Source organism: Sphaerisporangium rufum, from assembly GCF_016863395.1.
Taxonomy (GTDB): Bacteria; Actinomycetota; Actinomycetes; order Streptosporangiales; family Streptosporangiaceae; genus Sphaerisporangium; species Sphaerisporangium rufum.
On the sequence record NZ_BOOU01000055.1, the window covers coordinates 58,880 to 72,536 of the forward strand.

Sequence of the window (13,657 nt, forward strand, 5' to 3'; positions counted from 1 at the left end):
CATCGGGACGGGGGCGTACCCGCATGACCACCACGACCGGATCCGCGGCACCGGAGAGAAAGATCTTCGGGCATCCGCGCGGCCTGCTCACGCTGTTCGGCACCGAGATGTGGGAGCGGTTCAGCTTCTACGGGCTGCGCGCGATCCTGTTCTTCTTCCTCACCGCCGGCGCGGCGAGCGGCGGGCTCGGCCTGCCCAAGGCCACCGCCACCGCGGTCGTCGGGGTGTACGGGGCGCTGGTCTACCTGGTGGCGCTGCCCGGCGGGTGGATCGCCGACCGCATCCTCGGCGCCCGCCGAGCGGTGCTGGCCGGCGGCGTCATCATCATGGCCGGGCACATCAGCATGGCCGTCCCGGTGACCGGGGCGGCGACGATCTGGCTCGGCCTCGGGCTGATCGTGACCGGCACCGGCCTGCTCAAGCCCAACATCGCCGGCATGGTCGGCCGGCTGTACCCGCCGGACGACAACGCCCGGCGCGACGCCGGGTTCTCCTTCTTCTACCTCGGCATCAACCTCGGCGCGTTCATCGCCCCCTACGTGGTCGGCGAGCTGGCCAAGGGCGACCGGTGGCACCTGGGGTTCGGCGCGGCGGCGGTCGGCATGGCGCTCGGGCTGACCCAGTACGTGCTGGGCGGCCGGCACCTGCGCGGCGCCGGCACCGCCCCGGGACACCGCCTGACGCCGGCCGAACGGCGGCGGCTGCTGCTCGTCGCCGGGACCGCCGTCCCGGCGGCCGCGCTGGCCATGGCGCTGTGGGCGGCGAGCGGCACGCTCACCGTGGACCGCTTCACCGTCGCGCTCACCGTGCTGATCCTGATCGTGCCGGTCGCCTACTTCGCCTACATCCTGCTCGGCGCGCACGGGCTGACCACCGGCGAGCGCTCCCGGATGAAGGCCTACATCTGGCTGTTCGCCGCGGCGGCGATCTTCTGGATGATCTACGACCTGGCACCCACCGTGCTGAACGACTTCGCCGCCACCAGCACCGACCTGACGGTGTTCGGACACCGGATCACCGCCGCCGCCACCCAGTCGATCAACCCGCTGCTGATCATGTTGCTCGTCCCGGTCTTCGCGGTGCTGTGGGTGAGGCTCGGCGACCGGGTGGGCGCCGCGCACAAGTTCTCCTTCGGCCTGTTCATGAACGGAGCCAGCTTCGCGCTGATGGCGCTGGTGGCGAGCATGGCCCAGGCCGGGAAGGTGTCGGTGTGGTGGCTGGCCCTGGTCTACCTGGTGCAGGTGTTCGGCGAGCTGGCGCTCAGCCCGGTGGGCCTGTCGGTCACCGTCGAACTGGCGCCGCGGGCCTTCCAGAGCCAGATGCTCGGCGTGTGGTACCTGTCCTTCGCGGTGGGGGACGCGGTGGGCGGCCAGACCGCGCGCCTGCTCACCTACCTGTCCCGCCCCGCCTACTTCCTCACCCTGGCCGCCATCGCCGTCGCCGCGTCCCTGGTGCTGCTCGTCTTCGCCCGGCGGCTGCGCGTTCTGATGGGCGAGATCCGGCCGCCCGCGCCGGCGGTCACAGGGTCGGGATGAGCGGCGGGCGCGGCGGCCGCCCGGCCGGGCCGGCGCCGGCCGCCCGGGCGGCGGCCAGCCGCCGGACCGCGTCGGTCACCACGGCGGGCGGCAGGGTGAACGGCAGCCGCAGGTAACGCTCCAGGGTGCCGTCCACGCCGAACCACGGGCCCGCCGCCAGCCGCACGCCCTGGGCCGCCGCCGTCTCGGCCAGCGGGGTGGCCGCCGGCGAGTCCAGCCGCACCCACAGGAAGCCGCCGCCGGCGGGCACGGTGAACCGCCAGTCGGGCAGCTCGGCGCGCAGCGCCGCGACCAGGGCGTCCCGGGAGGCGGTGAAGTCGCGGCGGCGCTCGGCCCGGGTCTCCTCGATCCGGTCGAACAGCCGGGCCACCACCAGCTGCTCCAGCAGCGGGGCGGCGATGTCCACCGACGCGCGCAGCAGGGCCAGCCGGCGGACCAGCGCGCCGGTGCCGCGGATCCAGCCGATCCGCAGCCCGCCCCACCACAGCTTGGACGCCGACCCGATACTGATCACCCGGCCGTCGGTGTCGTGGGCGGCCATCGGCGCGACCGGCGGTCCGGCGTCCAGCGCCAGCTCCGCCCAGCTCTCGTCCACCACCAGCGTGGTGTCGTACCGCCGGGCCGCGGCCACCAGCGCGGCGCGGTCGGCACCGGACATCAGCAGCCCGGTGGGGTTGTGGAAGTCGGGGATCAGGTAGGCGAGGCGGGCGGCGGACTGGCGGAGGGCCCCGGTCAGCAGGTCCAGGTGCCAGCCGCTGTCGGGCACCCCGGCCGGCACCAGGCGCACGCCACGCGTGCGGGCCGCGTCCAGCGCGTGCGGATAGGTCGGCGACTCCACCACCACCGGGTCCCCCGGCCCGGCCAGCAGCGTCATGACCAGGTGGATCGCGTGCTGGGCGCCCGCGGTGACCAGGATCTGCTCCGGTCGGGTGGCCACCCCGCGGGCGGTGTAGCGGGCGGCGATCGCGGCCCGCAGCGGCGCCAGCCCCACCGGGTCGTAGCCGGTGCCGAGCCCGTGGCACGGCAGGTCGGTCGCCGCCGCCGCGACCGCGTCCGGCAGCAGCGCGGTGGCGGCCGGCGCCGCGCAGTGCAGCGGCAGCAGCCCGTCGCCGTCGGCGGCCAGCCAGGGGTTCTCCACGCCCAGCGAGCCGGGCCCGGGCAGCGCCGTCCAGCTGCCCGACCCCTGGCGGCTGTCCAGGTAGCCCTGGGCGCGCAGCCGGTCGTAGGCGGCGGTCACGGTGGTGCGGCTCACCCCGAGGGCGGCCGCCAGGTGGCGTTCGGCGGGCATCCGCACCCGGACCGACAGCCGGCCGTCCAGGATCAGCGCGCGCACCGCCTCGGCGAGCGCCCGGTAGTAGGGCCGGGCACCCGCCGGGACGCCGACCAGCCGGGCCAGCTGGGGCGCGCTCAGATAACGGTCCATCAAGGCCACTTTCCCTTATTGGCCCTTTATCGGCAAGCCAATGGCCGGAAAGATGAGGGCCATTATGAGCGAACTCTCCCTCCCCGACCTCGGCTCGTTCCCTGGCCGGCTGGCCCGGCTGTACGCCGGGCTGGCCCTGTACGGGGCCGGCATCGGCCTGCAGGTGGAGTCCCGGCTGGGCAACGACCCCTGGGACGTCTTCCACCAGGGCCTCGCGGTGCGGACCGGCTGGTCGATCGGCACCTGGATCATCCTGGTCGGCGCCGCGGTGATGCTGTTCTGGATCCCGCTGCGCCAGCGTCCCGGGATCGGGACGATCTCCAACATCGTGCTGCTCGGCCTGTTCGCCGACGCGACGATCTGGCTGGCCCCCACCCCGGCGAACCTGGCCGTCCGCTGGGTCTACCTGCTGGCGGCCGTGGTGTTCGTCGCCGCCGCCACCGGGCTGTACATCGGCGCCGGCCTCGGGCCGGGGCCGCGCGACGGCCTGATGACCGGCCTGCACCGGCTCGGGCTGTCCATCCGGGCCGCCCGCACCCTGATCGAGGTCACCGTGCTGGTGGCCGGCTGGATCCTCGGCGGCACGGTGGGGGTGGGCACCGTGGTCTTCGCGCTGGCCATCGGCCCGCTGACCCAGTTCTTCATGCCGCTGATGCGCCCTAGGCCCTGACCTGCGCCGACGTGCGGCGGCATAACCGGCTAGCGTACGGGCATGCGGATCGAGGACTACGCCATGATCGGCGACATGCAGTCGGCCGCCCTCGTCGGGCGGGACGGTTCGATCGACTGGCTGTGCCTGCCCCGTTTCGACTCCCCCGCCTGCTTCGCCGCCCTGCTCGGCGACGAGCGCAACGGCAGCTGGTGGATCGGTCCGGCCGGCCCCGACCGCCGGCTCAGCACCCGGCGCCGCTACCGGGGGGACACGCTGATCCTGGAGACCGAGTGGGACACCGAGGACGGCACGGTCCGGGTGACCGACTTCATGCCGCCCCGGCAGGCCAACCCCGACCTGGTCCGCATCGTGGAGTGCCTGGCGGGCACCGTGGAGATGGCCACCCAGGTCCGCATCCGCTTCGACTACGGCCGCATCGTGCCCTGGGTGCGGCGCACCGACGGGCTGCTGCAGGCCATCGGCGGCCCGGACTCGGCCTGGCTGATGTCACCGGTACCGCTGCGCGGCGGCGACTACGCCCACCGGGCGACGTTCCGGATGAGCGCCGGCGACCGGCTGCCGTTCGTGTTCACCTGGCACCCCTCGCACTCCCCCAGCCCCGAGCCGATCCAGCCGTTCGCCGAGCTGGAGGAGACCGAGGCGATGTGGCAGGAGTGGGTGGGCCGCTGCGACCCGCACACCGAGCCGCAGTGGCGGGACGCCGTCGTCCGGTCGCTGATCACCCTCAAGGCCCTGACGTACGCGCCGACCGGGGGCATCGTGGCCGCGCCCACCACCTCGCTGCCGGAGGACCTCGGCGGGGTCCGCAACTGGGACTATCGCTACTGCTGGCTGCGCGACGCCACCATGACGCTGGACGCGCTGCTGTGCGCGGGGTATGTGGACGAGGCCCGCGACTGGCGCGAGTGGCTGCTGCGCGCGATCGCCGGCCGGCCGCAGGACCTGCAGATCATGTACGGGGTCGCCGGCGAGCGGCGGCTTCCGGAGCTGGAGCTGCCGTGGCTGGAGGGGTACGAGGAGTCCCGGCCGGTGCGCATCGGCAACGCCGCGGTCGACCAGTTCCAGCTGGACATCTACGGCGAGGTCACCAACTGCCTGTTCGTCTCCCGGGCCTCGGGGCTGGCCGCCCTGTCGCGTACCTGGGCCATCCAGCGGTCGCTGATGGACTTCCTGGAGTCGCACTGGGACGAGCCGGACGAGGGGATCTGGGAGGTGCGCGGCCCTCGCCGGCACTTCGTGCACTCCAAGGTCATGGCCTGGGTGGCCGCCGACCGGGTGATCCGCCAGGTGTCGCACTTCGGGCAGAGCGGCCCGGTGGACCGGTGGCGGGCGCTGCGCGACCGCATCCACGCCGAGGTGCTGGAGAAGGGCTACGACCCGGTCCGCGAGACCTTCACCCAGTCCTACGGCTCGCGCGAGCTGGACGCCGCGCTGCTGCTCATCCCGCAGACCGGCTTCCTGCCGCCGCGCGACCCGCGGGTGGTCGGCACCGTGACGGCGGTGGAGCGCGAGCTGATGGAGGAAGGCCTGGTCATGCGCTACCCGATGGCCCAGGACAACTCGGTGGACGGCCTGTCCGGCGGCGAGGGGATGTTCCTGGCCTGCAGCTTCTGGCTGGCCGAGGCCCAGGCCATGATCGGCCGCCGCCGGGACGCGGTGGAGATGTTCGAGCGCCTGCTGTCGCTGCGCAACGACGTGGGGCTGCTGGCGGAGGAGTACGACCCGCGGTATGGGCGGCTGGTCGGCAACTTCCCGCAGGCCTTCAGCCACGTGCCGTTGATCCACACCGCGCACACCCTGTCCCGGGCCAGCTGCATGCCCCGCTACGCCGACCTGCTGGATCAGGCGCCGCGGGCGTAGCCGGCCAGCAGGCGGGCGAACTCCGGCGGCGGCGCGACGACCAGCCGCCGCCGGCCGTCCTGGACCACCAGGTCGGCCTGGATGCGGGTGAGCCGGCCGGCCCGCCACCAGTAGACGTGCGGGCTGAGGCCGTCGTCGCGGGTGCGGTACTGGTGGCGGGCCAGCAGCCACAGCCGCTCGATGGCGTGCATCACCGAAAGGCCGCCGATGGGATGCACGACCATCTCACCGGGGCGGGGCAGCGCGACCATGACGCCGTCCGGCGAGACGACCAGGTAGTGGTCGATGCGGCGCAGGTGCACCGCGGCGCTGGCCGAGCCGGTCATCACGAAGGCGGGGGTGCCGTCCAGGTCGACCCGCTCGGTGCTCAGCCGCTCGTCGGCCAGCACGTTCTCCGCCGCGGCGTCCAGCGCCTCGGCCGGCGGCACCGGCCAGCAGAACGCCTCCTCAGGGCGGACCGGCCGGCCGGACACGGTCAGGATCTCCACCAGGTCGGCGCCGATGTGCCGGCCCACCACCCGCTCCTCGCCGAGCGCGTCCGCGCCGAGCACGGCGGTGCGCAGCAGCGGGCGGACCTCCGCGTACTCGCACGCGTCGGGCAGGTGCTCGTCGCGGGCGACCGCGCGGGCCAGGTGCTCGGCGGCCAGCATCGGCCAGTCCTCGCGGGGGCGGCGGCCGGCCTCGCGGCGCAGCCCGGTCAGCCGCACCCGCACCCGGCGCGGGCCGGTCAGCAGCAGGACCTCGCCGCCGGGCTCGAAGGCGCACGCGTAACCGAGCCCGTCGGCCACCAGCGCGAGCAGGGAATCGAGATCCACGTCCTCGATCGGCCGCCCGGCCGCCCGCCGCCCCCGCCGGCGCCACCACTTCCAGCCCACGAAAGGCCCCCAACCACGCTGTCGTCTTCCCCCGAACGAGGGTTCACGGTGCCGTGGCCGGGTCGCGGAACAGGCAGGTCAACGAGCACGATTGCGTATCGATGACCGCGTCGGCGCCCAGCCAGGCGGTCAGCTGCGGCCGGCCGTGGCCGATGGGCAACCCGGCGATCACCGGCACGCCGAGCGGGGCCAGCGCCTCGACCAGCACCGGCATCGGGTCCTCGCAGTCGGTCCACGAGCCCAGCGCGAACCCGGTGGCGCCGGCCAGGCAGCCGGCCTGCGACAGCTGGGTGAGCATGCGGTCCACCCGGTACGGGGCCTCGCCGACGTCCTCCAGCAGCACCGGCCGCCCCTCGGCGCGCATGGCGTAGGGGGTGCCGCACAGCGCCGCGAGCAGCGCCAGGTTGCCGCCGGTCAGCGGCCCCTCCACCCTGCCGGGCACGATCACCCGGTCACCGGCCACCGGGCCCGGGGCGTCGTCGGCCATCAGCGCGGCCCGCAGGTTGGCCCGGGTGGCCTCGCCGTCCGGGCCCGGGTCGCCGATCAGGTCGTTGGCGGGCATCGGGCCGAAGCAGGTGGCCACGTTGAGCCGCGCGGCGAACGCCTGGTGCAGGGCGGTCACGTCGCTGGAGCCGAGCAGGATCTTCGGCCGGGCCGCCGCCATGGCCGGCCAGTCGAGCAGGCCGAGCAGCCGGGTGGCGCCGTACCCGCCGCGGGCGCAGATCACCGCGCGCACCTGCGGGTCGCACCAGGCCTCCTGCAGGTCGGCGGCCCGGCCGGCGTCCGAGCCGGCCAGGTGGCCGCGGCGGTGCAGCACGTGCGGCATGACGACGACCGTGAGACCGAGGTCGCCGAGCACCTGCCGGCCGCGGGCCAGCCGCACCGGGTCGACCGGGCCGGACGGCGCCACCACGGCCACGGTGTCCCCCGGCCGCAGCCGGGCGGGCACCCAGGGCCGCCGCGCGGTCACCCCCCGGCTCCGCGATCTCCGCGGGCCGCGCGGGCCGGCGGGCCGGGCCGGCCGGCTGGAAAGCTCGCCACAATCAGTAGTCTTACCCGGATGGCGTCACGTGCCACCCGCGGGCGGGACGTGGCCGGTACGTTCATCTCGCAAAGGCTGTCAGACTGTCCTCACTTATGCGACCCCCCACCCACATTCTCGTGGTCAACGGCATCAAGGTCCGCCGGCCGGTGTTCGTGGTCGGCGCCCCGCACTCCGGCGCGGACCTGCTGGGCCGCGCGTTGAAACGCTCCCCGGGGTTCCACCTCACCATGGGCCGGGCGGCGGTCGCCCACGTCGTCTACGCCTTCGCCCGCCGGCCGTCCATCATGCGCCGCAAGGGGGGCGGCGCGGTGCGCGTGCTGCGCGACGCGCTCGCCGAGGCCTGGCAGATCGTGCCGGGGGCCTGCGCGGACTGCCCGGCGCCGTGCCGGGAGGCCGGCGCGGTGACCGGCGGCGGGCCGTGCGCGGCGCCGGGCGGGGTGGTGCGCTTCGGCGATGCCAACCCCGACCTGCTGTACAGCGCCCCGGTGCTGCTGCAGGCGTTTCCCGACGCCCGGTTCGTCCAGCTGATCCGGGACGGCCGGGACGTGGCCGCCGACATGCTGGCCGACCGGGCGTGCCTCAGCTGGTTCCGCACCAGCATGCTGAGCGACGACACCGAGTTCCCCAACCCGTTCCTCGGCGTCAACTCCGCCGAGCACCGCGACAAGTGGGCGCGGATGGACACCGCCGGCAAGTGCGCGCTGCGGTGGCGCAGCGCGGTGCGGCTCAGCGCGGCGCTGCGCCAGGACCTGCCGCGCGACCAGCTGCTCACCGTCCGCTACGAGGACATGGCCGCCGATCCGGCGGCGACGATGGCCGCGGTCTCGGCGTTCCTGGAGACCCGGGTGTCGACGGTGGCGTTGTACGGCGCGGTGGCGCCCAAGGTGGGCCGGTGGCGCACCCGGCTGCGGCCGGACGACGCGGCGCTGGTGGAGAAGATCGCCGCCGGCGAGCTGGCCCGGCTCGGCTACCGCTGACCGGCGGGCCGGCGGCTCACCGCTGGTGCTCGAACTGCGTGCGGTACAGCTCGGCGTAGGCGCCGCCCAGGGCCAGCAGCTCCTCGTGCCCGCCACGCTCCACCACCCGGCCGTCCTGCACCACAAGGATGGTGTCGGCCTCGCGGATCGTGGACAGCCGGTGCGCGATCACCAGGGAGGTGCGCCCGGCGAGCGCGGTCTTCAGGGCCCGCTGCACCGCGGCCTCCGACTCCGAGTCCAGGTGTGCGGTGGCCTCGTCCAGCACGACCACCCGCGGTGCCTTCAGCAGCAGCCGGGCCAGCGCCACCCGCTGCTTCTCCCCGCCGGACAGCCGGTAGCCGCGGTCGCCGACCACGGTGTCCAGTCCTTCGGGCAGCGCCTCGACCAGCTCGGCGACCTGCGCGGCGCGCAGCGCCTCCCAGATCTCCTCGTCGGTGGCGCCGGGGCGGGCGTAGCGCAGGTTCGCGCCGAGGGTGTCGTGGAACAGGTGGGCGTCCTGCATGACCACGCCGACCGTGTCGCGCAGCGAGGCCAGGGTCGCCTCCCGCACGTCCAGGCCGTTGATCCGCACCGCCCCGGAGGTCACGTCGTACAGCCGGGAGACCAGCGAGGTGATGGTGGTCTTGCCGGCCCCCGAGTGGCCGACCAGGGCGATCAGCTCGCCGGGCCGGGCGGTGAAGGTGACGTCCTTCAGCACCTCGGGACCGGGGCCGGTGTCCGGCCGGGCCACCGACTCCAGCGAGGCCAGCGAGACCTCCTCGGCGGCCGGGTAGCGGAAGCCGACCCCGTCGAACTCGATGGTGACCGGCCCGCCGGACACCGGCCGGGCGTCCGGGGCGTCGGCGACCATCGGCCGCAGGTCCAGCACCTCGAAGACCCGGTCGAAGCTGACCAGCGCGGTCATCACGTCCACGTGCACGTTGGACAGGCTGGTCAGCGGCCCGTACAGGCGCATGAGCATCGCCGACAGCGCGACCAGCGTGCCGATCTCGAAGGCGCCGTCGACCACCAGCACCCCGCCCATGCCGTAGACCAGCGCGGTGGCCAGGGCGGCGACCAGGCCGAGCGCGATGCGGAACACCGTGCCGTACATGCCGACGGTGATGCCGATGTCGCGCACGTGGCCGGCCCGCTCGGCGAAGTGCCGGGCCTCGTCGCCGGGCCGGCCGTACAGCTTGGCCACCATGGCGCCGGCCACGTTGAACCGTTCGGTCATCACCGAACTCATGTCCGCGTCCAGCTGCATCTGCTCGCGGGTGAGACCGGACATCCGGCGGCCGACCCAGCGGGCCGGCAGGATGAAGATCGGCAGGACCACCAGGGCGATCAGGGTGACCTGCCAGGACAGGATCAGCATCGCGCCGAGCACCATGACCAGGCTGACGATGTTGGACACCACCGAGGACAGGGTGCTGGTCAGCGCGCGCTGCGCGCCGATCACGTCGGTGTTGAGCCGGGAGACCAGCGCGCCGGTCTGGGCCCGCATGAAGAACGCCACCGGCATCCGCTGCACGTGGTCGAAGACCTCGGTGCGCAGGTCGTAGATCAGTCCCTCACCGACGCGCGCGGAGAACCACCGCTGCAGCAGCCCGAGCCCGGCGTCCAGCACGGCCAGGCCGGCGATCAGCAGGGACAGCCCGATCACCACGCCGGTGCGGGCCGGGACGATGCCGTCGTCGATGATCGACTTCAGTAGCAGCGGGTTGGCGATCACGATGACCGCGTCCAGCACCACCAGGGCGAGGAACGCGGCGATGTGCCGTCGGTAGGGCCGGGCGTAGCGGCCGATGCGCGGGACCGTGCCGGGGGTGAGCCGCTCCTTGGTCACCGAGCTGTCGCGCCGCAGCGACCGCATCACCTGGGGCCCGTATCCCCCGTGCATCATCGACATCGTCGCCCTTCGCCGGTCCTGTCCCCGTGCCGGGTGTCACGCCCCCGTCTTCCACTGGCCCAAGCACGGCCGGTGGCCGCGCGATTCCCCGGTCCGCTGTGGGCGAACGATCAATCGGCGGCCGGTCCCGCCGCACCGCCGCCGGCCAGCGCGCGGATCCGCACCGCCTGCGCGGCGCGCTCGGCGGCGCACTGCTCGGCCAGGGTGCGGCCCGGCGCCTCCTGGAGCAACCGCTTGGTCGCCGTCGCGGCGGCCCGGTCGGTGGCGAGCAGCGCGCCCGCCAGTTCCGCGGTGGCCGCGGACAGCTCGTCACGCGGCACCACGGCGTGGGCCAGCCCGAGCCGCAGCGCCTCCTCGGCCCCGACGGCGCGGGCGGTGAGGCAGATCTCCACCGCTCTGGCCACACCTACCAGCTCGACCAGCGGCTTGGTGCCGGTCAGGTCGGGCACCAGCCCAAGGGCGGGCTCCTTCATGCGGAAACTGGCGTCATCGGCGAGGACCCGCAGGTCACAGGCCAGGGCCAGCTGGAACCCGGCCCCGATCGCGTGCCCCTGCACCGCCGCGACCGACACGATGTCCGGCCGCCGCAGCCACAGGAAGCCCTCCTGGGCCTCGGCGATGCGCCGGTCGGCCTCCTCGTCGGGCAGGCCGGCCACCGTGGCGAAGGACCCCTCGCCCGGTACGCCCTCCGGCGTGAACATGCGCAGGTCGATGCCCGCCGAGAAGGACGGCCCCTCGCCTCGGACCACGACGACCCGCACCTGATCGGGCAGGGTCCTGCCGATCCGGGCCAAGGCCGACCAGGTGGCGAACGTCTGAGCGTTGCGCCGTTCCGGCCGGTCCAGGCTGACCGTCGCGATCTCACCGTCCACCTCGAAGCGCAGACCGATCTCCGCGAGCCGCTCCGCACCGAGCGGCGTCCCGGACCCGTCGCGCACCCCTCCAGCGCGCGCGTGGCCCTGCTCCGGTCCGGCGCCGCCACCCGCCGAGGTGGTCGCCGTACTTGCGCCGAGTGTCGCGTCCGCCATCGCCCGCTCCGTCCGTGTGCCGCCCGCCCGAACCCCGCCCACATTCCAGAACGAGATTCTACTGAGCCGGCCGGCCGATGGAGCGCGCGGTCGCGGGTTCGCGACCTTGCCGTCAGCGCTTGGACTTGCCGCGGGTCGCCCCGCCGCGCCCGCGCAGAGTCACTCCGGACTCGCTGAGGATGCGGTGGATGAACCCGTATGACCTGCCGGTGGAAGCGGCCAGCGCGCGGATGCTCTCACCCGCGGCATAGCGCTTCTTGAGATCGGTCGCCAGTTTCTCACGGTCGGCCCCGGTCACCCGGGTGCCCTTCTTCAGAGTCTCGGCCATGAGTACCTCCTGTAGTGCCAGACTTCCGCAGCGTTACTCACGCCATGATCAGTCATTTGAGCCGGATCGGCTACCTACTCCGTGGGAAAAGATCCGTACCCGATCAAATTAAGATCAGGCGAGTGCCACGAGATCGGAAAATTCTTCGCTCCACGCGTCTTCGATTCCGTCCGGTAGCAAGATCACCCTATCCGGTCGTAGAGCCGCAACTGCTCCCTCATCATGCGTGACTAGGACAATTGCCCCAGAATAGGATCTTAGCGCGGCCAGCACCTGCTCCCTGCTCACGGGGTCCAGATTGTTGGTGGGCTCATCCAGCAGCAGCACGTTCGCGCTCGACAACACCAGCGTGGCCAGGGCCAGCCGGGTCTTCTCCCCGCCGGACAGCACCGCGGCCGGCTTGTCGGCGTCGTCCCCGGAGAACAGGAACGAGCCCAGCACGTTGCGCAGCGCGACGTCGGGCACGTCGGGCCCGGCCGAGCGCATGTTCTCCAGCACCGTGCGGCCGGCGTCCAGGGTCTCGTGCTCTTGGGCGTAGTAGCCGAGCTTGAGGCCGTGACCGGGCCGCACCTCGCCGGTGTCGGGCTTCTCCATCCCGCCGAGCAGGCGCAGCAGCGTGGTCTTCCCGGCGCCGTTCAGGCCGAGCACCACGACCCTGCTGCCCCGGTCGACCGCCGCGTCCACGTCGGTGAAGACCTCCAGCGAGCCGTAGGACTTCGACAGCCCGGTGGCGGTCAGCGGCGTGCGCCCGCAGGGCGCCGGATCCGGGAAGCGCAGCTTGGCCACCTTGTCGGCCCGGCGCTCCTCCTCCACGCCGGCCAGCAGCCGCCGGGCCCGCCGCTCCATGTCCTGCGCGGCCCGGGCCTTGGTGGCCTTGGCGCGCATCCGGTCGGCCTGGGAGAGCAGCTGCGTGGCCTGGCGCTGGGCGTTGGCCCGCTCCCGCTTGCGCCGGCGCTCGTCGGTCTCCCGCTGGGCGAGATAGGCGGTCCAGCCGACGTTGTAGGTGTCGATGACGCAGCGGTTCGCGTCCAGGTGCAGGACGCGGTTGACCGTCGCTTCAAGAAGCCCGACATCGTGGCTGATAATGATCAAACCGCCCTGGTGCGATCGTAAAAAATCACGAAGCCACCCGATTGAGTCAGCATCGAGGTGGTTTGTCGGCTCGTCGAGCAGGAGAGTGTCCGATCCGCTGAACAGGATCCGGGCCAGCTCCACCCGCCGCCGCTGCCCGCCGGACAGCGTCGCCAGCGGCTGCTTGAGCACCCGCTCGGGCAGCCCGAGACTAGAGGCGATGGAGGCGGCCTCCGCCTCGGCGGCGTACCCGCCCAGCACGTGCAGCCGGTCCTCCAGCCGCCCGTAGGCGCGCACCGCCCGGTCACGGGTGCGCTGGTCGGCCGAGGACATGCCCTGCTCGGCCTCGCGCAGCTCGGCCAGCACCTCGTCCAGCCCGCGCGCCGAGAGAATCCGGTCGGTGGCCAGCACGCTCAGGTCGCCGGTCCGCGGATCCTGCGGGAGGTAGCCGACGGTGCCGGTGGTGGCGACGGTGCCGGCCGCCGGAAGGCCCTCGCCCGCCAGCACCTTGCACAGGGTGGTCTTTCCGGCGCCGTTGCGGCCCACCAGGCCGATGCGGTCGCCGGGGTTGACGCGGAAACTCGCCCCCTCGATGAGCAGGCGGGAACCGGCGCGCAGTTCGATGTCGGACGCGATGATCATGATGAGGGAACACTCCCAGTGGAACGGGGTCGGGGAAACGCGCCGGCGGCGGGCCGCCCGGGGCCGGCGGGCGAAGCGGTCGCGCCGATCAGTCGGGAGTGCGCATGCGGCTAGTGTACGGCCGGTCGCGCATCGGCGCCGATTCCGTCCCCGCCCGGCCCCGCGGCCCGGGCCGGTCGGCCCGGATCGAGCGGCCCGGCGAGCGCCGGACCGGTCGGCGCGCGATCGAGCGGCCCGGGATCGAGCGGCCCGGGATCGAGCGGCCCGGGATCGAGCGGCCGGACCGGTCGGCGCGGAATCGGGCGCCCG

The 13,657-nt window shown here is 73.6% G+C and carries 11 protein-coding genes; 4 read left to right on the forward strand and 7 right to left on the reverse strand.

Annotated features, from left to right (window positions below):
* Positions 1-23: 23 nt before the first annotated feature.
* Entirely contained in the window at positions 24-1,535 is a 1,512-nt protein-coding gene (locus Sru01_RS20855; RefSeq protein WP_203989028.1) for a peptide MFS transporter, read from the forward strand.
* Here Sru01_RS20855 and yczR read toward each other — a convergent pair.
* A complete protein-coding gene (gene yczR, locus Sru01_RS20860) occupies positions 1,519-2,958 on the reverse strand; it encodes a MocR-like transcription factor YczR (protein ID WP_203989030.1) in 1,440 nt (479 codons plus the stop codon). The two genes, Sru01_RS20855 and yczR, sit on opposite strands and share 17 nt — an antisense overlap.
* Before the next feature lie 64 nt (positions 2,959-3,022).
* On the opposite strand from yczR, the gene yczE reads away from it, so the two are divergent.
* Positions 3,023-3,628: a membrane protein YczE gene (yczE, locus tag Sru01_RS20865; RefSeq protein ID WP_203989032.1), complete on the forward strand. Its 606-nt coding sequence runs from the start codon at positions 3,023-3,025 to the stop codon at positions 3,626-3,628.
* Positions 3,629-3,670: 42 nt separating this feature from the next.
* Positions 3,671-5,491: a glycoside hydrolase family 15 protein gene (locus Sru01_RS20870; RefSeq protein ID WP_239137613.1), complete on the forward strand. Its 1,821-nt coding sequence runs from the start codon at positions 3,671-3,673 to the stop codon at positions 5,489-5,491.
* On the opposite strand, the gene Sru01_RS20875 is transcribed toward Sru01_RS20870, so the two are convergent.
* Positions 5,473-6,306 carry a hypothetical protein gene (locus tag Sru01_RS20875; RefSeq protein ID WP_239137614.1) on the reverse strand — a complete coding sequence of 278 codons (834 nt, stop codon included), beginning with the start codon at positions 6,304-6,306 and terminating at the stop codon, positions 5,473-5,475. The genes Sru01_RS20870 and Sru01_RS20875 overlap by 19 nt on opposite strands.
* 103 nt (positions 6,307-6,409) lie before the next feature.
* Entirely contained in the window at positions 6,410-7,336 is a 927-nt protein-coding gene (locus Sru01_RS20880; RefSeq protein ID WP_239137615.1) for a S66 peptidase family protein, read from the reverse strand.
* Between the two features lie 167 nt (positions 7,337-7,503).
* Here Sru01_RS20880 and Sru01_RS20885 point away from each other — a divergent pair, with 167 nt between their 5' ends.
* Complete coding sequence (locus Sru01_RS20885) at positions 7,504-8,388, forward strand: sulfotransferase family protein (protein WP_203989037.1); 885 nt, start codon at positions 7,504-7,506, stop codon at positions 8,386-8,388.
* A gap of 16 nt (positions 8,389-8,404) precedes the next feature.
* On the opposite strand, the gene Sru01_RS20890 is transcribed toward Sru01_RS20885, so the two are convergent.
* From Sru01_RS20890 to Sru01_RS20905, 4 genes are all read right to left on the reverse strand, one after another.
* On the reverse strand, positions 8,405-10,279 hold the full coding sequence (locus Sru01_RS20890; RefSeq protein WP_203989039.1) for an ABC transporter ATP-binding protein: 1,875 nt from the start codon (positions 10,277-10,279) through the stop codon (positions 8,405-8,407).
* Between the two features lie 110 nt (positions 10,280-10,389).
* Positions 10,390-11,307 (reverse strand): enoyl-CoA hydratase/isomerase family protein, encoded by a 918-nt coding sequence (locus Sru01_RS20895; RefSeq protein ID WP_203989041.1) that lies wholly within the window; start codon positions 11,305-11,307, stop codon positions 10,390-10,392.
* Between the two features lie 112 nt (positions 11,308-11,419).
* Positions 11,420-11,635 carry a helix-turn-helix domain-containing protein gene (locus Sru01_RS20900; RefSeq protein ID WP_203989043.1) on the reverse strand — a complete coding sequence of 72 codons (216 nt, stop codon included), beginning with the start codon at positions 11,633-11,635 and terminating at the stop codon, positions 11,420-11,422.
* Between the two features lie 114 nt (positions 11,636-11,749).
* On the reverse strand, positions 11,750-13,348 hold the full coding sequence (locus tag Sru01_RS20905) for an ABC-F family ATP-binding cassette domain-containing protein (protein WP_203989045.1): 1,599 nt from the start codon (positions 13,346-13,348) through the stop codon (positions 11,750-11,752).
* Between the last annotated feature and the right edge of the window lie 309 nt (positions 13,349-13,657).